A 23,607-nucleotide genomic window follows, 5' to 3' on the forward strand; every position below is an offset into this window, starting at 1 on the left:
GTGGGCCGAGCGGCATGGATGCCGCGAGAGCCGCCCCCCGCCATGGATGGCGGATGGCGGCGGGCCCACGGAGCGAGACCGGAGTGAAGGAACCCTGAGGAACGAAGGGCCAAACCGAGAGCAAGCACCCTTGGTTACTTGGGGTGCTTTTCCAAGTAACTCGCCGAAGGCGAAATGTCTGCCGTTAGGCAGACGCTCTTCCCGGCTGAAGCCGGTCCCACTAAATGCAGGTGGGGAACGCACGATCCCCCTGGCTTGTCGATTAAAGCAAGACCGCGACGCGTCGCTTAATCGAACGATGTCACCCAGGAGCATTGCCCATGTGCAGGAACCACACCCGTAACCCCATCCTCTGCCTCATCCCCCCGTACCTGCTCGACCAGATCGCCCGCAACGGCAACAAAGCCCAGCGCGAAGCGGCCCTGCGCACGCGCGCCAAAGACAACACCTTCCGCTCCCTGCGCCTCAGCGCGCAACCCGATCGACGCCTCGTTCACCTGGCCGCCGTAGCCCCCACCGGCAAACGACGCTCCATCTACACCGCCGACGGCGGCGAAACCCTGCCCGGCACCCTCGTCCGCGGCGAAGGCCAGCCCGTCAGCGGCGACATCGCCGTCGACGAAGCCTACGACGGCCTCGGCGCCACCTTCGACTTCTTCTTCGACGTCTTCGACCGCAACTCCATCGACGACGCCGGCATGGCCCTCGACGCCACCGTGCACTTCGGCAAGGGCTACAACAACGCCTTCTGGAACTCCGCGCAGATGGTCTTCGGCGACGGCGACCAGTCACTGTTCAACCGCTTCACCATCGCCCTCGACGTGATCGGCCACGAACTGGCCCACGGCGTCACCGAAGACGAAGCCGGGCTCGTCTACTTCAACCAGGCCGGCGCGCTGAACGAATCGATGTCCGACGTGTTCGGCTCGCTGATCAAGCAGTACGCCCTGAAACAAACCGCCAAGCAGGCCAGCTGGCTGATCGGCGAAGGCCTGTTCACCGACAAGATCACCGGCAGCGCCCTGCGCTCGATGAAAGCTCCCGGCACTGCGTTCGATGACAAGGTGCTGGGCAAAGACCCGCAACCGGGTCACATGGACGACTTCGTCCACACCTACGACGACAACGGCGGCGTGCACATCAACTCGGGCATCCCCAACCATGCGTTTTATCAAGTGGCGACGCGCATTGGCGGTCATGCCTGGGAAAAGGCCGGGCGCATCTGGTACGACGCGCTGCGCGATTCGCGTCTGCGGCCCAATGCCGGCTTCGTGCGGTTCGCGCGGATCACCCACGATGTGGCCGGCCGGCTGTACGGTGTAGGCGAAGAAGCCCAAATCGCGGTAAAAGAAGGTTGGGCGGCCGTGGGCATCAATGCGCAATGATCCGCCATGGCCATCTGGCAAAAGAAGGAGCCACCCACATGCGTATCTCATTCAGCGAAAGCGGCGGGGTCGCCTATTTTCCGGGCTTGAACAAGCCCAACACCATTGAAGTGGACGCCCTGCCGGAGGGCGACCAGAAGGAGCTGCGGCAACTAGTCGACGCGTCCGAATTCTTCGCGTTGCCGGAAGGTCGGCACCCCGCCCGTGCGCTGCGCGGCATGCAGCATTACACGCTGACCATCAGCGAAGGCGACCGGGAGCGCACGGTCTGCGTTCCTGCTCCGGTGGAATCCGGCCCATTGCAGGGCCTGATGCAGTGTGTCCGGCGCCACGTATCCGGCTAGTCCCATGACCGCGCGCCGGGCAAACCGCTATGCTCGGCGCCATTACTCCCTGCTCCTCAGGAATCCTGTGCCCAACCTTCTCTCATCTGTCCACCATCGATTTACGCCAACAGCCCGCAGTGCCGACGCGTCACGCGGTACAAATCGATGATGCCTGTCCGCCGCCTGTGCCTGGTTCTCGGCGATCAGCTGTCCTTCGACCTGGCCTGCCTCGCCGAACTCGACGCCGAGCGCGACGCCGTGCTGATGGTCGAGGTCATGGAAGAAGCCACCCACGTCGCCCATCACCCACAAAAGATCGCCCTGATCTTCAGCGCCATGCGCCATTTCGCCCAGGCGCTGCAGGAGCGCGGCATCATCGTTCAGTACGTCACGCTGGACGATCCGCTGAACACCGGCTCGGTGCCGACTGAGTTGCAGCGCTGGCACGCGTCCTTGCAGGCCGAAGAAGTCCACGCCACCGAGTGCGGCGACTGGCGCCTGGAGCATTCGATCAGGGAATGCGGCCTGCCGCTGGTCTGGCACAGCGACACGCGCTTTCTGTGCTCCCGCGAAGAGTTTGCCAAATGGGCCAGCGGCAAGATCCAGCTGCGCATGGAATTCTTCTACCGCGAGATGCGCCGCAAGCAGCGCCTGCTGCTCAACAGCGACGGCACGCCCGTAGGCGGTGCCTGGAACTTCGACGCGGAAAACCGCAAGGCGCTGCCGAAGCGGGTCTCGGCGCCCTACCCCGCGCGTTTCGCACCGGACGCCATCACCCGTGACGTGCTGGAGCTGGTGCGTGAGCGATTCGCCAGTCACTACGGCTCTCTGGACAATTTTGACTACCCGGTGACCCACGCCGACGCCCAGGCGCTGTGGCAGTACTTTCTCGATTACGGGCTGGCGGCCTTCGGCGACTATCAGGACGCCATGGCCATGGACGAGCCCTTCCTCTTCCACGCGCGCATCAGTGCGGCGCTGAACATCGGTTTGCTGGATCTGCGCCAGCTGTGCAGCGACGTCGAGTCGGCCTACTGGTCGGGGGGCGTCGCGCTAAACGCGGCGGAGGGCTTCATCCGCCAACTGATCGGCTGGCGGGAATACGTGCGCGGCGTTTACTGGCTGAAGATGCCGGATTACGCCGACGGCAATTCATTCGGCAATACCCGGGCGCTGCCGGAGTTCTACTGGACCGGGCAGACCAAGATGAACTGCATGAGCCAGGCCATCGGCCAGAGCCTTGAACACGCCTACGCTCATCACATTCAGCGGCTGATGGTCACCGGCAACTTCGCCCTGCTGGCCGGCATCGCGCCCAAAGATATCTGCGAGTGGTACCTGGCGATTTACATGGACGCCTTCGACTGGGTCGAGTTGCCCAACACCCTCGGCATGGTCATGCACGCCGACGGCGGTTATCTGGGTTCCAAGCCCTATTGCGCCAGCGGCCAGTACATCAAGCGGATGTCCGATTACTGCGGCAGCTGCGCGTACAAGGTCAAGGAAAGCACGACGGAGGACGCCTGCCCGTTCAATTCGCTGTACTGGCATTTCGTGATGCGCCACAGCAACCTGCTGCGCGCCAATCAACGGATGGGCATGGTTTACAAGAACCTCGACCGGATGACCGAAGCGAAACAGGACGCGCTGTGGCAAAGGGGCGAGTCCCTGCTGGGCAAGCTCGACGCCGGAGAGGCGATTTGAAGAAGAGCGAGCTGCCGGTAAAGACCTGCGTGGTGTGTGGGCTGCCGTTCACCTGGCGGAAGAAATGGGCGCGCTGCTGGGACGAGGTGCGTTACTGCTCGGAGCGTTGCCGACGGGGCAAGCGCTCCGGGTCGTGAAAGGGTCAATCGGCGTCAGCTGGCCAATACGGGGGGCCGCGCCTGATCAGTGGACCTGGGCGCGACTGGCTCTGCCGATCAGCCTGATCAACAACTGCTGTTTGGGGCCTGCGGTGGTCTCGCGCGCCACCTTGATCAAGTATTCCTGCGGGATCAGCCCGCCCGCCTCGGCCAGGGCTTCGTAAATGGCAAACAGCCGCGAATCAATCGTCGTCTCCTCGGCGCATTCGATCAGATAGGCAATTCCCGGATTGGCTTGTTCGTTCACAGTGGATCCTCCTTGTATGTCAGTTACTTCAAAGGAGAGGCACGCGCGGCGGGAGTTCCCACTTTCTGGACAGGGCTCACCCGAACGGTGGCACCCGCCTGCCGGCAGTCCTGAATATCAGTTTTCGCTTGCCAAAACCCGGTCGCACCCTTAAACAGAGCGTGCCGTTTCAGCACCCGCGACGACTTGCCGCGCCCGTTCTGCCGGTTGCGCCCTCGCAACCCGCCGTCGCGACAGGCCTGCCGAAACGCCCAGACACCTGCAAATCATGGAGACGCCAGGTAAACCCGATGACAGGAAATACGTCAGACACACTCCCCCGCACCCGTCGCGCCCCCAAGGGTGAAAAGCGCCGCGAAGAACTGCTCGACGCTGCGCTGCAATTGTTTTCGCTGGAGGGCTACACCGGCGCCTCCATTGCCCGCATCGCCGACATTGTCGGCATCTCGGTAGCGGGCGTGCTGCATCACTTCCCGAACAAAGTCGCCCTGCTGATGGGCGTGCTCGCCCGTCGCGACGAGGTCAACCACAAAGTGATCAGCAGCCTGCACAGCGAGCCGACGCTGCAGGGCTTCGTCAGCGGCCTTCGGCAGATCAACCGTTCCAACGCGACGGCGCCCGGCGTGATCCGCGCGTTCAGCATGCTGAACGCCGAAAGCCTGGTGGACAGCCATCCGGGGTGGGAATGGTTTCAGTCCCGCTACGTGACGATTCACGGACGCATGCGCGCACGGCTCGACCATCTGGTGGCCACCGGCGAAGTGCGTGGGGATGTGGATCTGGACGCGATCGTTCACCAGATACTGGCGATGATGGACGGGCTGCAGCTGCAATGGCTGCGCTTCCCGGAGACGGTGGATCTGGTGCAGCGTTTCGACAGTTACATGGCACAGGTCGAGCGCGATATCCGCGCATAAAAAATGAGGCGATCCGGGCTGGCCGGATCGCCTCATTCTCTGTTTCTCAAGCTCAGGTTGTCACTCGGGTTCAGGCCTCAGCCAGCGCCGGAATCAACTCCCCGGCGCCGACCTGTTGCTCAGCCCTTTCCCGTTGCGATCAATCAGTACTCGGTGTTGCCGTCGTAGTCCGTGTTGCCATTGGCTGCGTCGGTGTCTTCGGCCTGATCAAGCACACCGCCGGTCTTCACCGCTGGCAAGGTCACTTTGACCGAGTTCAGCGCCGAACGTGGCAGCGGGTTGCTGGTGGTGGTCGACAGTTCCTGACGGAACGGGTTGACCAGCTTGGCGTTCAGACGGATGTCGTCCGAAGCCGCGCCCAGGCTGATGTTGAAGGTGTCGGCATCGATCACCCACTGCTTGCTTGCCTCGTCGAAGTACGCCAGCGAACGGTCGTTCAGTTCGATGGTGACGTGACGGGTTTCGCCCGGCTGCAGGAAGACCTTCTTGTAGCCTTTCAGCTCTTTGACGGCGCGCTCGACTTTCGGGTTCTGCTGGCCGACGTACAGCTCGGCGACTTCGGAACCGGCACGCTTGCCGCTGTTGGTCAGGTCGAACGAGACCTTGATCGGCGTGTTGCCCACTGCAACGCCCGGGGTGACCGAGATGTTGTTGTAGGTGAACTGGGTGTACGACAGGCCGTGACCGAACGCGAACAGCGGTTTGGTGTTGGTCTTGTCGTAGCCACGGTAGCCGAGCATGGTCAGGTCGTGGGCGTAGGTGATTTCCTTGACCTTGGTGCGTGTGTTATCGAAGGCCGGGAAATCCTTGTACAGCGGATTGTCTTCGATGTTGCGCTCGATACTGATCGGCAGTTTGCCCGACGGGTTGACCTTGCCGAACAGGATCTCGGCCAGGGCCTGACCGCCGTTCTGACCCGGGTAGAACGCGTGCAGCGCAGCCGGCACCTGGTCGATCCAGTCGCTCATTTTCAGCGCGGTACCGCCGTGCATGGTCACCACGGTGTTCGGGTTGGCCTTGGCGATGTTCTGGATCAGCTCGTTCTGGTACTCAGGCAGATCGAAGCTGTGGTCGAAACCTTCACCTTCGTATTCGGCGCTGTTACCCACGGCAACCACGACCGCGTCGTATTGCGACAGGTCGGAAGGTGCAGTCAGCGAAGCGGTCGACATCTGCACGCCCACCAGGCCGCCCATGGTCGACAGGTAACCGTCACGGCGCGAGTACTCAAGCTTCACGTCGTAAGCCTTGCCGGCTTCCAGCTTGATCTTGCCGGAAACAGGGATGGTCGGCGGAATGCTCTTGTTGGTGATGTTCTCACCGTCGCCGTTGTCGATGATCTTCTCGCCGTTGACCCACAGACGCACGGCGCCGTCAGCACGGACTTTGAAGACCTGGTCGCCGCTGATGGTCGGGGTGACCTGACCGCTCCACCGAATAGAGGTATTGGCGGTGTCGCCGTTGCTCGGCACGCTGTCGGTGGACCAGTCCAGATTGACGTAGGTGTCGATCTGGGTGGCCGACGGGTCGCCGGACCAGGTGGCGTTGTTGAAGTACTCGGTCTTCATGCCAGCGACGCTGTTGCCTTTGCTGTCGGTGGTGGTCCAGTGCATGGCCGTTGGATCGAGGGACAGCGTGTCGAGGAACTCGACCTGAGCGCCCGGGGCGATCTGACGCAGGCCGCTCAGCTCGCTGATGTAACGGGTGGCGTCAACGTGAGCACTGCCGAAACCGGTCGGCGGCGCGTACTTGGCCAGGTCGCCAACAACGGCGATGCGCTTGACCTTGTTCTTGTCCAGTGGCAGCACGTCGCCCTGGTTTTTCAGCAGCACGATGCCTTCGCGAGCGATGTTCAGAGCGACCTTGTTGCTGGTGGCGCTGTTCATGTTGTGCGTGGTCAGCGGTGCAAACTTGTCGAACTGATACAGGTAGATGTTCTTCAGGATGCGGCGGACCTTGTCGTCGATGGTCGCCATGTCCAGCTCGCCGCTGTCCAGGTACGGCTTGAGCACCGAACTGTTCATCTGGCCGCCCATCATGTCCAGGTCGGTGCCGGCTTGTGCCGCTGGCAGACCGTGGACGACGGCGTTGTAGTCACTCTGCACCAGGCCCTTGAAGCCCCATTCCTTCTTCAGGATGTCGGCGATCAGGTGCTTGTTCTCGCAGGCGTACTCGCCGTTCACTTTCTGGAACGAGCACATCATCATCGCCACGGTGCCGTTTTTGGTCGCGGACTCGAACGGCGGCAGGGTCATCTCACGCAGAACGCGCTCAGGCATGACCTGGTTGAGGATGAAACGGTTGGTTTCCTGGTCGTTACCGGCGTAGTGCTTGGCTTCCGCCCAGACGCGACGCTGCTGGATACCGTTGATGACCGCAGGGCCCAGGCTTGCGCCGAGGAACGGGTCTTCACCGGAGAGGTATTCGAAGGCACGGCCGCTCCACGGCATGCGGTACAGGTTCATGCCTGGGCCGGTGACGAACTGGTAGCCGCCGCTCGCGGTGTCGTAGCCCAGGGCGCGACCGAAATCGATGGCGCGACGCGGGTTGAAGGTGGCCGCCAGGTTCGGGCCGGACGGATAGACCACGCCCGGATCGTTGCCTTCGCTGGTGTAACGGATGCCCGCGCCACCGTCGGCGCCGTGGATCTGTGGCACGCCGTACTGGGTCAGCGGCTTGACGTCCCAACCACCGATGCCGCCGATGTAGGCCAGCTTTTCTTCCTGAGTCATCTTCGCCAGGGTTTTTTCTGCCGCTTTGTCAGCGCGCAGTTCCTTGGCCGCCAGTTGCTCTTGGGTCGTGGTGTCGGCTGCGTTGGCGTGGCAGATAGCCAGGCTCAACAAAGCCAGTGCCGAGTGGGCACCGAAAGTTTTACGGTTTCGCATAGGGGACGCTCTCCAAGTATCACCCGCGCTCATTTGTCGCAGTTGACACGCCACAAGCCTTTAATTCAGGCATGATTCGGCCTATACCGAAGTTCTCGAAAGAACATCGGTGAACGGGAAAGTGGCGTTACAACGTGACGATGAGTGTGGGCAATTTGATCTTCTGTAACTAACGTTAATGGCGATGAGCCACCGAACTGCACGAGCGTTGCCCGAGACGTTTAAATTAAGGCAATTGTTTTCAATTGATGTCAAACAAAAAAATCAATCTTCAACAAACTCGACATTTTTTGATACATCATCTGAACTCTTGCTAAACCTACAGGTCTGTAGGTTTAGCAATTTTCACCGCTCAATGCCTGAAACCCCGTAAACGCTGGGTTTCACCCCTGAAACGAGCGGTGGGCCCACGCTGAAGCCAGCGTTGCGATCATTTCAAACACATGACAAACATTGGAGAAACATCACATGAAACTGCCAGTACTGGGCGCCATCGCTGCACTGACCCTGTCGTTTGCAACTGCAACAATGGCCGCTGACTCCGATACTCAGGAAACTGTTTCCGGCGCAGCAGATTCCACTGTCATGACGCAAACACAAAAAGATGCCACCACCGTGAAAGCCACCAAACAGAATCAGGCTGATGAAAACAAGCGTGGCCGTCCGACCGCTAATACGTCGTCTGCGACAAACTAACGCACTCCGTTAGTTACTGTTTTATTACGGCTGTTTATACATCACCCCGAGGTCTCGTCAGAGGCCTCACTTATTTGAATCCCCGTTGTGTCCATAAAACTGTCCCCTATCAATAGCCAACAACTGACCGCGCACTCGGCCGAAGCGCTGTGTGCGTGGCTGTTGGCCAATGCCGGACTGAAGACAGGTGATCTGGAACGGGCACAGCGGCTGGCCCAGGAATCCGAAGGCAGCTCGCTCACCGAATTGCTGACCCGCCTGGGGTTGGTCTCGGAACTGGACCTGGCAAAGGCATGGGCTTCGACGCTGCAAGCGCCCTTGCTGCTGGCGGAAAACGTGACGCTGTCGGGTGAACCGCTGCCGGAATTGAGCGAGCGCTTTCTGCGCCACTATCGCCTGCTGCCCATCGGCGCTTATGCCGATGGCGTGCATGTGTTGGCCGCCAACCCCGGCAATGCCTACGGGCTGGACGCCGTGGCCTACGCCTGCCAGGCGCCGGTGTATGTGTCGGTGGGTGCTGGTAGCGAGGTCGACGGGCTGATCGAGCGTTATTACGGCCAGGGCCGCTCGGCCATGGGCTCGCTCATCGAAACCCTCGACGAACACGGCGGCGCCGAAGAAGACATCGAGCACCTCAAGGACCTGGCGTCCGAGGCGCCGGTCATTCGACTGGTCAACCTGATCCTGCAGCGAGCCGTCGAGCAACGCGCCTCGGACATTCATATAGAGCCGTTCGAAAGCCAGCTGAAAGTGCGCTATCGCATCGACGGCGTGCTCCACGAAGCCGAGGCTCCACCGTCCAGTTCATCAGCGGCGATCATTTCGCGACTGAAGATCATGGCGCGGCTGGACATCGCCGAGCGTCGCCTGCCCCAGGACGGCCGCATCATGCTGCGCATCCAGGGCAAAGAGCTGGACCTGCGGGTGAGCACGGTGCCCACCAGTTTCGGCGAGTCGGTGGTGATGCGTCTGCTGGATCGGCAGACCGTCAGTTTCGACTTCCCCAGCCTGGGCATGGACGGCGAGCGCCTGCAGAACTTCCTCGACGTGCTGGAAAACCCCCACGGCATTCTGTTGGTGACGGGCCCCACCGGTTCCGGCAAAACCACCACGCTGTACACCGCGCTGTCGCGGCTCAACACCGCCGAGCGCAAGATCATCACCGTTGAAGACCCGGTCGAGTACCAGCTTGAGGGCATCAATCAGATTCAAGTGAAGCCGGCCATTGGCCTGGACTTCGCCGGCGCCCTGCGCTCCATTGTCCGCCAAGACCCGGACGTAATCATGATCGGCGAGATGCGCGACCTGGAAACCTGCCGCATCGCCATCCAATCGTCGCTGACCGGTCACCTGGTGCTCTCGACCCTGCACACCAACAGTGCCGCCGCGAGTATCACCCGGTTGCTGGACATGGGCGTCGAAAGCTACCTGATCGCCTCCACCGTTAAAGGCATTCTGGCCCAGCGGCTGGTGCGCAGGCTGGATCCGCTCACGCGCATCGCCTTTGAAGCACCGCAGGAACTGGTCGCCGAGCACGGGCTGGACCGCTTTACCGATCAACGCCCGATTACGCTCTATCGCCCCGCCAGCGAATTGCCCGGCGGCGGCTATCACGGCCGTAGCGCTATCACCGAATTGCTGGTCATGAACGAAGAACTGCGCGGCCTGCTGATGCGCCAGGCCGATGCCTCGACGCTGGAGCAAGCCGCCCGTCGCGGTGGCCTGCGTACCCTATATGAGGAAGGCCTGCGTCAGGCCGTGGCGGGCGTGACCTCCCTTGAAGAGGTGCTGCGCGTTACGCGTGGCGACTGACCATGGCCCATTTCAAATACCGCGCACTGGACGCCGACGGCGTCGCCCAACACGGCACCCTGGAAGCGGCCGATCAAACCGCAGCGACCGCGATTCTGCACAAGCGCGGCCTGTTGCTGCTCAGCCTCGAAGCCAGTGCCAACAGCGGCCTGCGCGCGGCCATGCGCCGGGGTGCGATGAACGGCGCGGCGCTGGTGAGTTTCACCCAGCAACTGGCGACCCTGCTCGGGGCCGGCCAGCCGCTGGAACGGGCCCTGACCATCCTCCTCAAGCAGACCCACGAACCCAAGCGCCAGGCGCTGCTCGAACGGATTCGCGAACAGGTCAAGGCCGGTAAACCCTTGAGCCAGGCGCTGGAAGAAGAGCACGGCCAGTTTTCCAGCCTGTACATCAGCATGGTGCGCGCGGGCGAAGCCGGCGGGTCCCTGGAAAACACCCTGCGCCAGCTCAGCGATTATCTGGAACGCAGCCAGATGCTGCGCGGCGAAGTCATCAACGCGCTGATCTACCCGATCTTTCTGGTGGTCGGCGTGCTGGGGTCGCTGGCCCTGCTGCTGGCCTACGTGGTGCCGCAGTTCGTGCCGATCTTTCGTGATCTGGGCGTGCCGATCCCGTTCATCACCCAGGCGATCCTGTGGCTGGGGGAATTCCTCAGCGCCTACGGATTGCTGTTGCTCGGCGCCATCGTCGGATTGATCTGGACCGTCGCGGTGCTGCGCCGCGATCCACAGCGGCGTCAACGGCATGACCGGCGCCTGCTGTTTATCAAAGTCATCGGCCCGCTGTTGCAGCGGATCGAAGCGGCGCGTCTGGCGCGAACCCTCGGCACGCTGCTGAGCAACGGCGTCGCGCTGCTGCAGGCGATGACCATCGTCCGTCAGGTATGCGGCAACTACGCCCTGCGTGCGCAGGTCGAGCAGGCAACCGAGTGGGTCAAGGGTGGCGGCACCCTGGCCCAGGCATTCGGCGAACAACCGCTGCTGCCGGAACTGGCGCTGCAAATGATCGAAGTCGGCGAACAGGCCGGCAACCTGGACGGCATGCTGCTGAAAGTCGCCGACGTGTTCGACGTCGAAGCCAAGCGCGGCATCGACCGTCTGCTCGCCGCGCTGGTGCCGAGCCTGACCGTTGTCATGGCGGTGATGGTGGCGGTGATCATGCTCGCCATCATGCTGCCGCTGATGAGCCTTACCAGTAACATTTGAGGAAATAGACATGTCCCGATTTAACGCTGTCCAAGGCCGTCGCCAGGGCGGTTTCACCCTGCTGGAAATGCTCGCCGTGATCGTGCTGCTGGGCATCGTCGCCACCATCGTCGTGCGTCAGGTCGGCGGCAACGTCGACAAGGGCAAATACGGCGCGGGCAAGGCGCAACTCGCCAGCCTCGGCATGAAAGTCGAAAGCTACGGCCTGGACGTCGGTACGCCGCCGGCCAATCTGCAGCAACTGGTGACCAAGCCGGCCAATGCCACCGGTTGGGCCGGCCCGTACGCCAAGCCTTCGGACCTGAAAGACCCGTTCGGCCACGCGTTCGGCTATCGCTACCCGGGCGAGCACGGCAGCTTTGACCTGATCTTCTTCGGTCAGGACGGCCAGCCTGGCGGTGACGGCTACAAGGCCGACATCGGTAACTGGGAATAACATGCACGCCCTGCCCCGCGCCCGCGGCTTCACCCTGTTCGAATTGCTGGTGGTGATCGTTCTGATCGGCATCAGCGTCGGGCTGGTGAGCTTCGGCGTGGGTCGGGGTTTGCACGCGGCCAGTGAGCGCCGGGCGTTGAGCGAGGTGGTGCAGTCACTGCGCGCGGCGCGGGTGCAGGCGATCGTCACCGGGCAACCGGCGCAGACGCGCTTTGATCTGCGCAACGGTCGGCTTCAAGGCCCGCACCTGAAGCCGGTGCGATTGCCCACCGACATGCGCGTGCAATTGCAGACCGCTGACGGCCTGGGCCCGGCGTTCGAGTTCTATCCGGACGGCGGTTCCAGCGGCGGTCACTTGCTGTTGGCCCGGGGCGACAAACACTGGCGCGTCGACATCAACTGGCTGACCGGCAACGTTCAGTTGCGCACGCTCAATTGAGGCGTCAGCGCGGTTTCACATTGCTGGAAATGCTCGCGGCCCTGGCTGTGCTGGCGGTGTGCAGCAGTGTGCTGGTGGTGGCGTTCGGGCAGAGCGCACGGGCCCTGCAGCAGGCGCAACGCAGTGACCGGTTAAGCCTGGCCGCGCGTTCGCTGATTGATGAAGCCAGCGCCGGTCACTTGCAGCCGGGCCGGACCGAGGGCAAGTGGAGCGGCGTGAACTGGCAGATGGACGTCAGCGCGCTGCCCCGCGGCAACAGCCCGGCGACGGCATGGCGGCTGGATCTCGAAGTGAGGGACGGAGCGCGCCGCGCCTATTACAGCAGCCTGCAAGTGCGCAGTGCTGACTCGGGTGCCGCTCAATGAAGCGCAGCGCTCGGGGTTTTACCCTGCTCGAAGTGCTGGTGGTGCTGAGCCTGCTCGGGGTGCTGCTGACCATGGTCGGCGCGGCGATCACCGGGGCCAACCGCGCCATGGCCAAGGCCGAGCGCTACAGCACGCGGCTGGACGAAATACGTTCGACACAGAATTTCCTGCGCAGCGCCATCGGTCAGGCCCTACCCCTCGCGGCCGGCGGGGCCGAGCCCGGTCAGGCGCCGGTGTTCGAGGGCGACGCCCAGGCCATGAGCTTTTATGCGCCGCTGCCCGCCACATTAGGCGGGGGTTTGTACCGGCACAGCGTGACGCTGGCGGCCGGTCAGCGTCTGCAGATCAGCCTGGAGCGCTTGCGCGGTCAGGCCTTGCTGCCGGCCGAAGAGCCCCAGGTGTTGTTGCATGAAGTGCGCGCGCTGCAACTGAGTTATCGCGGCGTGTCGCCCACCGGCGAATCAACCGCGTGGCTGGATCACTGGCCGTGGCCGGGACGATTGCCGATCAGCGTGCGCATCGACGCGCAACTGGGCGGCCCCGTACCGTGGCCGCTGCAAAGCATCAATCTGCGCCTGGATTTGTCCGGCGAGGCGCACACGTTATGACAGGCCGTCGGCAAAAGGGCGTCGCGCTGCTCCTGGTGTTGTGGGTGCTGGCGCTGCTCAGTACCCTGCTCGCCGGTTTGCTGGGCTGGGTGCACCTGCAGAACCGTCAGGCCCTGTGGCAAGGCCAGCACACCCAGGCGGTACTCGCCGCAGAAGCCGGTATCGGCATGGCGGTGCTGGCGCAACTGGACCGCGACCCGCAACGGCACTGGAAAGCCGACAACCAGCCTCATGGATTGCGTTTCGATGAGGCCGCGCTGGCGGTGAGTCTCGGCAGCGAGACCGGCAAGCTCGACCTCAACGCGGCGCCGGCGGAATCCTTCGCCCGCCTGCTGGTGGCGTGCGGGGCAAATCCGGACCTGGCCCGGCAAGTGGCCCAGGGCCTGGAGCAGCGTCGCGGTGGCGGCCGGGCGCCGCTGCGGATGATCGAGGAAGTGCGCGAACTGCCGGGCATCGGCCAGCCGCTGTACCAGTGCGCCAGCCCGCACGTCACGTTATGGAGCGGCCTGACCGCGCCGGATCCGCGCATGGCGTCGCCCTGGCTGCGGCAAGCGTTGGGTCTGCCGCAAGCGGGCCCCGCAACCGAAGACGCCGGCCCGGTCGTCAGTATTCGAAGCCAGGCGACATTGCCGGGCGGTTACACCACGACGCTCAACGTCACGTTGTTATTGAACCCATCGAAGGAGGGAGCGCGACCGTATCGCGTTCTGCGTTGGCAAGAATGAAGCAATCACTTTTACAGCAGCTGGCGCCCTTGCAGGCCCGGGTGCGCAGTCAGTGGCGTGACAGCCCGGCGCAGCATCTCTGGCAGGCCTGGCTCGAGGAGTTGCAGGCGCTGCTGCCCGCCGGCGTTCGCGCACGGCTGATGCCCCAGGTGCGTGAGCGGCTGATTGACTGGCCGCTGCCCGAGCACATCACCCACGAGAGCGGCGAGCGGCTGATCCTGATGCTCCCCGCCGGCATGGTCCTGGCGCAGCCGCTGCAACTGCCGCAGGCGGCGCTGCGGGATCTGCACAGCGTGGTCGGTTTCGAGCTGGACAAATACACGCCCTACCCCCGCGAGCAGATGCAGTACGTCGCGCGCGTCACCGCCAAGGGTAAAACCCTGGCCCAGGTGCTGCTGGTGGCGGTGCTGCGCGAGCGTTTGCAGCCGGTCATCGACACCTGCAAGGCACGCGGCCTGCCGCTGTATGCCGTGGATGCGCGTAACGGCAAAGGCGAACGGCTGAATGTCGATCTGCTGCCGGCCGAGCTGAAGCCGGCATCTGCAGGTTCCGCGCGCCTGCCGCGTTTCCTCGCCGTGGTCTGTGGCGCCTTGCTGCTGACCTGCATGGTGCTCTGGCTGAATGCACGCACGGCCCAGGTCGAAGCGATGCAACAGCACGTGGACGAGCAACGCAGCCAGGTGCAAGCCGTGCAAAACCTGCGCCGCGAACTGATCAACACCCAGGGCGCCGCGCGTTACCTGGCCCAGCAAAAAGCCGCGCAGCCGACCACCTCCAGCGTGCTCGCCGACCTCACCGGTTGCCTGGGCGCCGACACCTGGGTCGAGCAGCTGGAAATCTCTGACGGCGGCAGCGTGTCGATCACCGGCCAGAGCGCCAAGGCCAGCGCCCTCATCAGCCGCATGAAAGACTGCCGCACCCTCACCGACGCGCAGTTCCAGGGGATCATTCAGCCCGACGCGCAGACCGGCAAAGAGCGCTTTTCCTTGCGCGCCCAGTTGCGCAAGGAGGCCGCCGATGCGCCGTGAACTGCCCCCCCGTGAACGTCGCGGCGCCGCATTGATTGCCCTGGCCCTGGTGCTGTGGGCGGCGTGGTGGTTGCTGGTGCAAAGCTGGTTTCTCGACCCGTTGAGCGACCTGCAGGATCAGGCCGATACCCTGCGTAACCAGGAGCAACGCTATGCCGGCGCCCTCGCTCAGCGCGAAAGCCTTGAGCAGCAGCTGCAGGCCGCCCGCCGCGACCCGTCGAGCCGCAGCAGCCTGTTACCCGGCGAAGACCCGAGCGCCGTGGCGGCCGATCTGATGCAGCGCAGCCTCGATCTGGTCAAGGCCCACGCCGATCAGGGCCCCGGCTGCCAGGTCACCCAGCGCATGCCGATCACCCCCGAGCACGACAGTGCCGAGCCGTATCGTCAGGTCAAAGTCAGCCTGACCCTGGACTGCGCCATGGAGCCGCTGGTGGGTTTGCTGCACGAACTGGAATACGGCCAGCCGTTTCTGTTCATCGACAACCTGAGCATTCGCCGCGCCACAACCGCCCCCGCCACTGGCGGCGCCGGACGCTTGCAGGTGCATCTGCTGTTGCGCGGTTATCTGCAGCAGGCCGCGCCGCATAAGGCGCAGCCGTCGAAAGCGCCTGACGCCGAGCCGCAGCCCGAAAGGCAGCAGCCCGATCCCTCCGAGCAGTCCACCGAGGAGCCTGACGCATGAAGTTCGACTCCCTTACCCTCGCGCTCGGCGCTGCCACGCTTGCCCTCGCGGCCGTCGCCGTCAGCCTGAGCATGGGCGCCGGTCAGGACATCGATTGGCTGCCGGCTGGCGAAGCGCGCGAAGCCACACCATCGGCCGGGCCTGCGGCATTGCCTGCGCTGCCGGCCCAGGTGCTCACCCTGACGTGGCAGCAATCGATGTTCAGCCCGGACCGCAAGCCTGATCTGGTCACCGGCAAGTCCCAGGCCTCGTCCCTGGACGGCATCAGCCTGAGCGGCGTGATCATCGATGGCCCTTCTCAATGGGTGCTGCTGCAATTGCCGCAGAAGCGCCGCCTGAAGCTGGCCGTCGGCAGCACACTGGACAACGGCTGGACCCTGGATTCGGTCACGCCGCAACACGCCACTTTCAGCCATCAGGGCCAGACCCGCGAACTGCGTCTGCCCATGCTGCGCCTTCCGCCGCCGTCGAAAGTCCCCCCTATTACTCTTCCAAACGTACCCACACCATGAACAATCGCACCCCTGAGTTTTCCCGTCTGCGCAGCCCGTTGTTGTGCCTGGCCACCGCCGTGGCCCTGGCCGGATGCGCGTCCACTCCGGAACGTTTCGAAAACGATCCGGCCCTGATGCAGGAAGCACTCAATGGCACCGGCTCGCAGCGAGGCCCGGTCAGCGATCCGGTTGAGGCGCCGAGCCCGAACAACCCCGGCGCCAAGCCTGCGCCCGCGCGCCAGCAGATCATTCGTGGCAACCAGACCTTCGTGCGCGGTGCGGGCCCGGCCCAGACCGGCGCGGGTGGAAAAGGCGCGTCGGCGGCCGCCGGTGACATCACGTTCAACTTCGCCAATCAGCCCATCGAAGCGGTGATCAACACCGTGCTCGGCGATTTGCTGCACGAGAACTACAGCATCAATCAGGGCGTAAAAGGCGACGTCAGCTTCTCGACCTCGCAGCCGGTGAACAAGCAGCAGGCGCTGTCGATTCTGGAAACGCTGCTGTCGTGGACCGACAACGCAATGATCCGTCAAGGCGACCGTTACGTGATTCTCCCGGCCAATCAGGCTGTGGCCGGCAAACTGGTGCCGGAGATGCCGGTGGCGCGACCGTCCACCGGGCTGTCGGCACGGCTGTTCCCGCTGCGCTTCATCTCGGCCACCGAGATGCAGAAGCTGCTCAAACCCTTCGCCCGTGACAACGCCTTTCTGCTGGTCGATCCGGCGCGCAACGTACTGAGCCTTGCCGGCACGCCGGATGAGCTGGCCAACTACCAGGACACCATCGACACCTTCGACGTCGACTGGCTCAAGGGCATGTCCATCGCCGTCTACGGCCTGCAACGCGCGAGCGTCGGCGAGCTGATGCCCGAGCTGCAGAAGATGTTCGGCCCGGACAGCGGCATGCCGTTGGCGGGCATGGTCAAGTTTCTGCCCATTGAGCGGACCAACTCGGTCGTCGCCATTTCTTCCCAGCCGCGTTACCTGAGCGAAGTCGGCGACTGGATTCACACCATCGACGAAGGCGGCGGCAACGAGCCGCAGATGTACGTCTACGACGTGCGCAACATGAAGGCCTCGGACCTGGCCAAATACCTGCGGCAGATCTACGGCAACGGCCAGATCAAGGACGACACCGCGGCCAAGGTTGCACCGGGTCTGCGCACCCGTTCGCTGTCCTCGCTGAACGGCAGTGGCACCGGCAGCAGCGGCGGCCTGAGCGGCAGCGGTCAGGGCCTGAACAGCAGCTCCTCCGGGATCGGTGGCGGCATGGGTTCAGGGATGGGTGGCGCCAATGGTGGTTTGCAAACCGGCACTCAGCAAGGCGATGAAGAGCAGGACGGCGAGACGTCCGAAGACAGCGCCGACAGCAGCGGTCAGGGCGACAGCTCGGACGCTGCGGCCAGCGGCTCTGGCGCCAGCAAGCGTCTGGACGACAGCACCCGCATCACCGCCCAGCAGAGCAGCAACCAGTTGCTGATTCGCACGCGCCCTGCTCAGTGGGCGGAGATCGAATCCGCCATCAAGCGGCTGGACAACGCCCCGATGCAGGTGCAGATCGAGACACGGATTCTTGAAGTGAATCTGACCGGTGAGCTGGACCTTGGCGTGCAGTGGTACCTCGGCCGTCTGGCCGGCAATTCCACCAGCACCACCGTGGCGAACACCGCCGGCAGTCAGGGCGCACTCGGTGCCGGCGGCGCAGGTCTTGGCGCCACCGATTCGCTGTTTTACTCGTTCGTCAGCAACAACCTGCAGATCGCCCTTCACGCGCTGGAACAGAGCGGCCGCACGCAAGTGCTGTCGGCGCCGTCGCTGGTGGTGATGAACAACCAGCAGGCGCAGATTCAGGTCGGTGACAACATCCCGATCAGCCAGACCACGGTCAACACCTCGGCCACCACCGCTACCCTGAGCAGCGTCGAATACGTGCAGACCGGGGTCATCCTCGACGTCGTGCCGCGCATCAATCCGGGCGGCCTGGTGTACATGGACATCCAGCAGCAGGTCAGCGACGCCAATGACACGTCGACTGACGCCAACGGCAACCCGCGGATCTCGACCCGCTCGGTGTCGACCCAGGTGGCGGTGCAGAGTGGTCAGACCGTGTTGCTTGGTGGCCTGATCAAACAGGACAACGCCGACACCGTGTCCGCCGTGCCGTACCTGGGCCGCATCCCCGGCCTGCGCTGGCTGTTCGGCAATACCAGCAAGAGCAAGAAGCGCACCGAACTGGTCGTGCTGATCACCCCACGGGTCATCACCAGCAACAGCCAGGCGCGGCAAGTGACCGATGACTATCGCCAGCAGTTGCAGCTGATCAAGCCGACACCGCCGATGGGTAGCCGGTAGTTTGTTGATCGTTCCCACGCAGAGCGTGGGCACGAGCAGATACTCGTGGCCATGCACGATCGCCCCGGCATATACGCTGCGGCAGGCGTCAACTGTTGTGGTCACGCACGTGAAACTCTCGGCCTCGGACGAAGCCCAAGTCAGTACCCAACACTGGCGGGTATGAGCCCGAGAGAGAGCACGCAATTGGACAGCAACGACGGTTTGCATTTTCCCGACGACGAACTGGCGCAGGCGCGGCGCTTCAACCAGAAGCTGGCCTGGCTGCCGCGCTTTCGTATCCGCAACCGCTTCACCCCGCTTTTGATTCAGTCGCTGTTGCGCGTCGGTCAGCTCAATGGCGCGGCGAAGCTGGCCCGCCATGGCCTGCACGCCGAACGCACCACGGCGTTTATCGACGGTCATCGCGTGCCGGTCCGGATCATCCGGCCCAAGGGCAAGGCCAAAGGCGTGGTGCTGGACATTCATGGCGGCGGCTGGGTGATCGGCAACGCGCAGATGAACGACGACCTGAACATGGCCATGGTGCGGGCGTGCGATGTGGCCGTTGTTTCGGTCGATTATCGGCTGGCGGTGTCAACGCCGGTCGAAGGGCTGATGGAAGACTGCCTGGTCGCGGCGCGATGGCTGCTGGGTGACGGTTGCCCGGAGTTCGCAGGGTTGCCGGTGATCGTCGTCGGTGAATCGGCAGGCGGGCATCTGGCGGCGACGACGCTGTTGCAGCTCAAGGCCTGGCCCGAGATGTTCAAGCGGGTGTGCGGCGCCCTGCTCTATTACGGGGTTTATGACCTGACCGGCACGCCGAGCGTGCGAGCGGCAGGCAAGGACACGCTGGTGCTGAACGGACCGGGCATGGTTGCCGCCCTGCGCTTGCTCACGCCAGACATCAGCGATGCCCAGCGTCAGGCGCCGCCGCTGTCGCCGCTGTATGGGGATCTATCCGGTTTCCCGGCCGCATTGATGTGGGTCGGCGAACTGGACCCGCTGCGCGATGACACCCTGCAAATGGCGGATCGCTGGGCGAAAACCGCCGGCGTCGAAGTGCACCTGTTGCCCGACGCGCCCCACGGTTTCATCCATTTCCCGACCATGATGGCCGACCGCGTGCTGGAGCACAGCCGCGCCTGGATTCGTCAGCGCATTCAATCTGCGGCAAGTTGATCGCTTTGGTTTTAGTGGGACCGGCTTTAGCCGGGAAGGCGTCTGCGGCCACACCGCAAAATTGATGGCGTGCACACTGGCCTCTTCCCGGCTAAAGCCGGTTCCGCTAAAAGCATCGAGTGCAGCCATCGGGATCCCGCTGATGCCGGTCCTGCAATAAGCAACCTGATCGAACCCCTTGCGCGCTCCCGGGTCTGCTCATCTATTGCTTAACCGGAGAACCTTCGATGTCCCCGCATCACACCCTTGTCCTGCTTGCCCGTTCGGGCTACGCCGCCCGCGGCGTTCTGTACCTGATCATCGGCATTTTCGCCTTGCTGGCTGCCCGCGATTCGTCACGCCCCAAAGACAGCCACAGCAGCCTCGAAGCCCTGTTCAGCCAACCGTTCGGCCACATTCTGGTGGGGCTGGTGGTGGCGGGCCTGCTCGCGTTTGCTGCCTGGCGGGTATTGCAGGCGACGCGGGACGTGGACCATCACGGCAGCGAATTCAAGGGCCTGGTGATCCGTGGCGGGCTGCTCGCGGGTGGGCTGGTCAACGGTGCGCTGGCGTTCTTTGCCCTGGGCCTGCTGATCGACGGCCTGCGCAGTTCCGGCGGTGGCGGCGGTCAGACCCAAGACCTGCTCGCCACCCTGCTGTCGTGGAAACACTCCAACCTGGTGGTCTACCTCGTTGCGCTGGTGCCCCTTGGCGTCGGCATCGCGCATTTCTTCAAGGGCTGGAAAGCCTCGTTCGAGAAGTATTTCGAGGCCGACGAAGAGGTCATGAAATACGTGACTCCGGTGTCCCGCTTCGGCCTGATCGCGCGCGGCGTGGCGTTTGTCGAAATGGGCGTGCTGCTGGCCATCAGCGGTTCGAGCTATCAGGCGATGCACCCGCCGGGGCTGAAAGACGCGCTCAACGCCCTGCAAAACCTGCCCGCCGGTGGCGTGGTGCTGATGGTCATGGCGCTGGGGCTGATCGCGTTTTCGGTGTACAGCTTTGCCGAAGCCGCCTGGCGCCGGATCAACATGGACGTGCCCGGCATGGCGCACGTCTGACTTTCAGTTCAATGCGCCCTCTTCAGGGCGCGGCTGCTGAATCGGCAGCTCGATGCGGAACGTCGTGCCGACCCCTTCCACGCTGCGCACGCTGATCGTTCCGCGATGCTTTTGCACAATCCCGTACGACAGCGACAGTCCCAGCCCGGTGCCCTGGCCCACCGGTTTGGTGGTGAAGAACGGGTCGAAAATCTTCGGCAGCACGTCCGGGGCAATGCCGCTCCCGGTGTCGCTGATCTCAAGCCACACGCTGTCCCCCTGCACGCCGTTGCGCAAGGTAATGGTGCCGCGCTCCGGGCCAATCGCCTGGGCCGCGTTCACCACCAGATTCATGATCACTTGATTGAGCTGCGCCGGCAGGCATTCGATGTCCGGCAACGGCACATAGTGTTTGACGATGTCCGCCTTGCACTTGACTGCATAGGCGGCGATGTTCAGCGTCGAATCGATACCCCGCTGCAGGCTTGCCCACTGCCATTGCGGGTGGGTGTCGGCCCGGGAAAAGTCCTTGAGGTCCTTGATGATCTGCGCGGCGCGGGCCACCCCCTCCCGCGACTCCTGAATCAACAACGGGATTTCCGCCTCGACGAAGGCCAGGTCCATGCGCGTTTTCAGGGCATTGAGTGATTCAAGCACCTCAGCCACTCCGAGCTGATCCTCGGCCGCTTTGTAGGCCTCAAGCACTTCCTGGATCTTGCCGAAATAGACCGCCAGGGTGCCGAGGTTCGACGAAATGAATCCGATGGGGTTGTTGATTTCGTGAGCGATGCCGGCGGCCATCTGCCCCAGAGAGGCGAGCTTTTCAGCGCCGATCAACTGGCTCTCCAGCTGCTTGCGCTCGTCGATCTCGACCTGCAACGCATGACTGGCCTGCCTGAATTCCCGGGTGCGCTCTTCGACGCGCTGCTCCAGTCCTTCGTTGGCCGCCCGCAGGTCCTCGTTGACCCGGTTGATCACCTGATAACTGTGCAGCAGCCAGCGACCCAGCAGCACCAGCAGGCAGACGGAAATGATCGAGAATATCTGCAGGAGCAACATGATCGACCAAGCGCCTCAATCCGTGGACTCATGCCCTTGTGTCGGCCCGCCGAAGGTGAAGTTGAGGGGGCGATTTATATTGCGCAAAAGCCGCGAAGAGTCGCGATATCTCAACTAATCTTGCGGCATCCAGCTGTCCTTGTCGGTGATGATGCCAGTCGGGATGGCAGCCAAGGCACGGGCACGATGTCGGTACGAACGGGGGTCAATCATGGAAGCCTCAACCAGTGTTTCGTTGCAGCAACGCCCCACCGTCCTGCTGGTGGACGATGAAGAGTCGATTCTGAACAGCCTGCGCCGCCTGCTTCGCGAGCAGCCCTATGACCTTTTGCTGGCCACCAGCGGCGAACAGGCCCTGGCGATCATGGCCGAAAAGCCGGTTGATCTGATCGTCAGCGACGCGCGCATGCCAGGCATGGACGGCGCGGCGCTGCTGGCGCGGGTCTACAGCCTGTACCCGGACACCACACGCATCCTGCTGACCGGCTACGCCGACCTCGAAACCATCGTCAAAGCCATCAACCAGGGCCATGTGCATCGGTACATCGCCAAGCCCTGGACCGACGAAGAGCTGGTGCTGACCCTGCGTCAGTCGCTGGCATTCCAGTTTTCCGAACGCGAAAGGCAGCGCCTTGAACAGCTCACCCAGCGGCAGAACGATGAGCTGAAAAGCCTTAACGCCACCCTGGAAAACCGTGTGCTGGCGCGCACCGCCGAATTGCAGCAGACCGCCGACATGCTTGATCTGGCCTATGACGAGCTCAAGCACAGTTACGCCACCGGCACCGAGGTGTTTTCGATGCTGGTCAATCAGCGACTGCCCGTGGACAAGCAGACCAATCGCGACGTCATCGACCTGATCAACGCGTGCAGCAGCCAACTCAATCTGGACGAGTCCACCCGCCGCGACCTGTGCATGGCCGCCGCGCTGTACAACATCGGCAAGCTCGGCTGGAGCGACGCGCTGATCAACACGCCGTCGGACATGGTCAGCCACGCCGACCGCGACACCTGGCGCAGTTACCCGCGGCAGAGCGAATCGTTGCTGATGACCCTCGAACCCATCCAGGACGCTGCCAGTCTGATTCTGCATCACCAGGAGCGCTGGGACGGCAGCGGCTTTCCGGCGCACCTCAAGGGTGAAGCGATTCCCTACGGCGCACGGCTGCTCAAGCTGGCCGTGGACTTCATCGAACTGCAGCGCGGGCTGATTCTGGAAAGACACCTGAGCAGCGGCGAGGCCTTGCTGTTCATCCGCCGCTACGCCGGCAAGCTCTACGACCCCGGCTTGATCGAGGATTTCGCCAAGGCCTGCGCGGCGTATCTGGACGATGCGGTGCTCAACGACCCGACCGTCAAGGCCGTCACCACCCGCGAGCTGGTGCCGGGCATGATTCTGGTGCGCAACCTGAACGCCGACAACGGCATGCTGCTGCTGAACGCGGGCAAGGTGGTCAACGCCGCGCTGATCGACAAACTGGCGGCCTTCGAGGCCATCGAAAACAAGACCCGCTATAGCATTTTCGTGCGCCTGCCCGAACACGTGCCCGGGTCAGAACCGCCGAAAACCCACTGGACTCAGGTCGGTTGATGCGCTGAGCAATCGAAGGATCGCGTGCGCCGCGAATTGTGGGACCGGCTTTAGCCGGGAAAGCGTCAGGTGGCGCGCGGCAAGATTGAGAGTGAATGCACGGGCCTCTTCCCGGCTGAAGCCGGTCCTACCAAGCATGCGTGCATTCAGAAGTATCGCGTGCGCCGCAAAATTGTGGGACCGGCTTCAGCCGGGAAGGCTGAAGTGGTCAACTTTTTCCGGACACCTCAATCGGTGATTGTCAGACCGCTTGCCGCTCGTACTGATTGGGCGTCATGTTGCCCAACGTCGAGTGCAATCGCCCCTCGTTA

The 23,607-nt window shown here is 63.4% G+C and carries 21 protein-coding genes and 2 pseudogenes; 20 read left to right on the plus strand and 3 right to left on the minus strand.

Annotated features, from left to right (window positions below; genetic code table 11):
* Window positions 1-320 precede the first annotated feature (320 nt).
* The 4 genes from ACYASU_RS20090 (at window position 321) to ACYASU_RS20105 (ending at window position 3,552) form a co-directional block, all read left to right on the plus strand.
* Window positions 321-1,385, plus strand: coding sequence for a M4 family metallopeptidase (locus ACYASU_RS20090; protein ID WP_346629156.1), 1,065 nt, complete (start codon window positions 321-323; stop codon window positions 1,383-1,385).
* Window positions 1,386-1,423: 38 nt separating this feature from the next.
* On the plus strand, window positions 1,424-1,729 hold the full coding sequence (locus tag ACYASU_RS20095) for a protealysin inhibitor emfourin (protein ID WP_346625882.1): 306 nt from the start codon (window positions 1,424-1,426) through the stop codon (window positions 1,727-1,729).
* A 147-nt stretch (window positions 1,730-1,876) separates the two neighbouring features.
* A complete protein-coding gene (locus tag ACYASU_RS20100) occupies window positions 1,877-3,415 on the plus strand; it encodes a cryptochrome/photolyase family protein (RefSeq protein ID WP_463583822.1) in 1,539 nt (512 codons plus the stop codon).
* Window positions 3,412-3,552 carry a DUF2256 domain-containing protein gene (locus tag ACYASU_RS20105; RefSeq protein WP_192173605.1) on the plus strand — a complete coding sequence of 47 codons (141 nt, stop codon included), beginning with the start codon at window positions 3,412-3,414 and terminating at the stop codon, window positions 3,550-3,552. The genes ACYASU_RS20100 and ACYASU_RS20105 overlap by 4 nt, the downstream gene beginning before the upstream one ends.
* A 46-nt stretch (window positions 3,553-3,598) precedes the next feature.
* Here the strand turns inward: ACYASU_RS20105 and ACYASU_RS20110 are convergent, their stop codons facing one another.
* Window positions 3,599-3,820, minus strand: a complete 222-nt coding sequence (locus tag ACYASU_RS20110; protein ID WP_192173604.1) for a hypothetical protein — start codon at window positions 3,818-3,820, stop codon at window positions 3,599-3,601.
* Between the two features lie 290 nt (window positions 3,821-4,110).
* Between ACYASU_RS20110 and ACYASU_RS20115 the strand changes: the two genes are divergently transcribed.
* Window positions 4,111-4,737, plus strand: a complete 627-nt coding sequence (locus ACYASU_RS20115; RefSeq protein ID WP_192173603.1) for a TetR/AcrR family transcriptional regulator — start codon at window positions 4,111-4,113, stop codon at window positions 4,735-4,737.
* Window positions 4,738-4,880: 143 nt separating this feature from the next.
* On the opposite strand, the gene ACYASU_RS20120 is transcribed toward ACYASU_RS20115, so the two are convergent.
* Window positions 4,881-7,622, minus strand: a complete 2,742-nt coding sequence (locus ACYASU_RS20120) for a beta-glucosidase (protein ID WP_463583823.1) — start codon at window positions 7,620-7,622, stop codon at window positions 4,881-4,883.
* 468 nt (window positions 7,623-8,090) lie between these two features.
* Here ACYASU_RS20120 and ACYASU_RS20125 point away from each other — a divergent pair, with 468 nt between their 5' ends.
* The 14 genes and pseudogenes from ACYASU_RS20125 (at window position 8,091) to ACYASU_RS20190 (ending at window position 20,667) form a co-directional block, all read left to right on the plus strand.
* Window positions 8,091-8,318 carry a hypothetical protein gene (locus ACYASU_RS20125; protein ID WP_282368011.1) on the plus strand — a complete coding sequence of 76 codons (228 nt, stop codon included), beginning with the start codon at window positions 8,091-8,093 and terminating at the stop codon, window positions 8,316-8,318.
* Window positions 8,319-8,411: 93 nt separating this feature from the next.
* Entirely contained in the window at window positions 8,412-10,130 is a 1,719-nt protein-coding gene (gene gspE / locus ACYASU_RS20130; RefSeq protein ID WP_463583835.1) for a type II secretion system ATPase GspE, read from the plus strand.
* A 2-nt stretch (window positions 10,131-10,132) separates the two neighbouring features.
* Window positions 10,133-11,335, plus strand: a complete 1,203-nt coding sequence (gene gspF / locus ACYASU_RS20135) for a type II secretion system inner membrane protein GspF (RefSeq protein WP_463583824.1) — start codon at window positions 10,133-10,135, stop codon at window positions 11,333-11,335.
* A 10-nt stretch (window positions 11,336-11,345) separates the two neighbouring features.
* Window positions 11,346-11,771, plus strand: a complete 426-nt coding sequence (gene gspG, locus ACYASU_RS20140; RefSeq protein ID WP_463583825.1) for a type II secretion system major pseudopilin GspG — start codon at window positions 11,346-11,348, stop codon at window positions 11,769-11,771.
* Window position 11,772: 1 nt separating this feature from the next.
* Entirely contained in the window at window positions 11,773-12,210 is a 438-nt protein-coding gene (locus ACYASU_RS20145; RefSeq protein WP_463583826.1) for a GspH/FimT family pseudopilin, read from the plus strand.
* Entirely contained in the window at window positions 12,207-12,575 is a 369-nt protein-coding gene (locus ACYASU_RS20150; protein ID WP_463583827.1) for a type II secretion system protein, read from the plus strand. The genes ACYASU_RS20145 and ACYASU_RS20150 overlap by 4 nt, the downstream gene beginning before the upstream one ends.
* Window positions 12,572-13,183, plus strand: coding sequence for a prepilin-type N-terminal cleavage/methylation domain-containing protein (locus tag ACYASU_RS20155; protein ID WP_463583828.1), 612 nt, complete (start codon window positions 12,572-12,574; stop codon window positions 13,181-13,183). Before ACYASU_RS20150 ends, ACYASU_RS20155 begins: the two co-directional genes overlap by 4 nt.
* Window positions 13,180-13,908 (plus strand): type II secretion system minor pseudopilin GspK, encoded by a 729-nt coding sequence (locus tag ACYASU_RS20160; protein WP_463583829.1) that lies wholly within the window; start codon window positions 13,180-13,182, stop codon window positions 13,906-13,908. The genes ACYASU_RS20155 and ACYASU_RS20160 overlap by 4 nt, the downstream gene beginning before the upstream one ends.
* Window positions 13,905-14,936 (plus strand): PilN domain-containing protein, encoded by a 1,032-nt coding sequence (locus ACYASU_RS20165; protein ID WP_463583830.1) that lies wholly within the window; start codon window positions 13,905-13,907, stop codon window positions 14,934-14,936. The genes ACYASU_RS20160 and ACYASU_RS20165 overlap by 4 nt, the downstream gene beginning before the upstream one ends.
* Window positions 14,926-15,516 (plus strand): annotated as a pseudogene (gene gspM, locus ACYASU_RS20170) (type II secretion system protein GspM); the annotation flags it as partial. The gene ACYASU_RS20165 and the pseudogene gspM, both read left to right, overlap by 11 nt.
* A 98-nt stretch (window positions 15,517-15,614) precedes the next feature.
* Entirely contained in the window at window positions 15,615-16,130 is a 516-nt protein-coding gene (locus ACYASU_RS20175; protein ID WP_463583831.1) for a hypothetical protein, read from the plus strand.
* Entirely contained in the window at window positions 16,127-18,466 is a 2,340-nt protein-coding gene (gspD, locus tag ACYASU_RS20180; RefSeq protein ID WP_463583832.1) for a type II secretion system secretin GspD, read from the plus strand. The genes ACYASU_RS20175 and gspD overlap by 4 nt, the downstream gene beginning before the upstream one ends.
* 186 nt (window positions 18,467-18,652) lie before the next feature.
* On the plus strand, window positions 18,653-19,627 hold the full coding sequence (locus tag ACYASU_RS20185) for an alpha/beta hydrolase (protein ID WP_463583833.1): 975 nt from the start codon (window positions 18,653-18,655) through the stop codon (window positions 19,625-19,627).
* 227 nt (window positions 19,628-19,854) lie between these two features.
* On the plus strand, window positions 19,855-20,667 hold the full coding sequence (locus tag ACYASU_RS20190) for a DUF1206 domain-containing protein (RefSeq protein WP_423573765.1): 813 nt from the start codon (window positions 19,855-19,857) through the stop codon (window positions 20,665-20,667).
* Window positions 20,668-20,670: 3 nt separating this feature from the next.
* On the opposite strand, the pseudogene ACYASU_RS20195 reads toward ACYASU_RS20190, so the two are convergent.
* Window positions 20,671-21,579 (minus strand): annotated as a pseudogene (locus ACYASU_RS20195) (ATP-binding protein); the annotation flags it as partial.
* A gap of 337 nt (window positions 21,580-21,916) precedes the next feature.
* On the opposite strand from ACYASU_RS20195, the gene nosR reads away from it, so the two are divergent.
* The gene (nosR, locus tag ACYASU_RS20200; protein WP_463583834.1) at window positions 21,917-23,296 is read left to right on the plus strand and encodes a response regulator c-di-GMP phosphodiesterase, NosR family; all 1,380 of its coding nucleotides are present in this window, start codon (window positions 21,917-21,919) and stop codon (window positions 23,294-23,296) included.
* The last annotated feature ends 311 nt before the right edge of the window (window positions 23,297-23,607 follow it).

It is taken from the genome of Pseudomonas sp. HP_12, assembly GCF_055283955.1.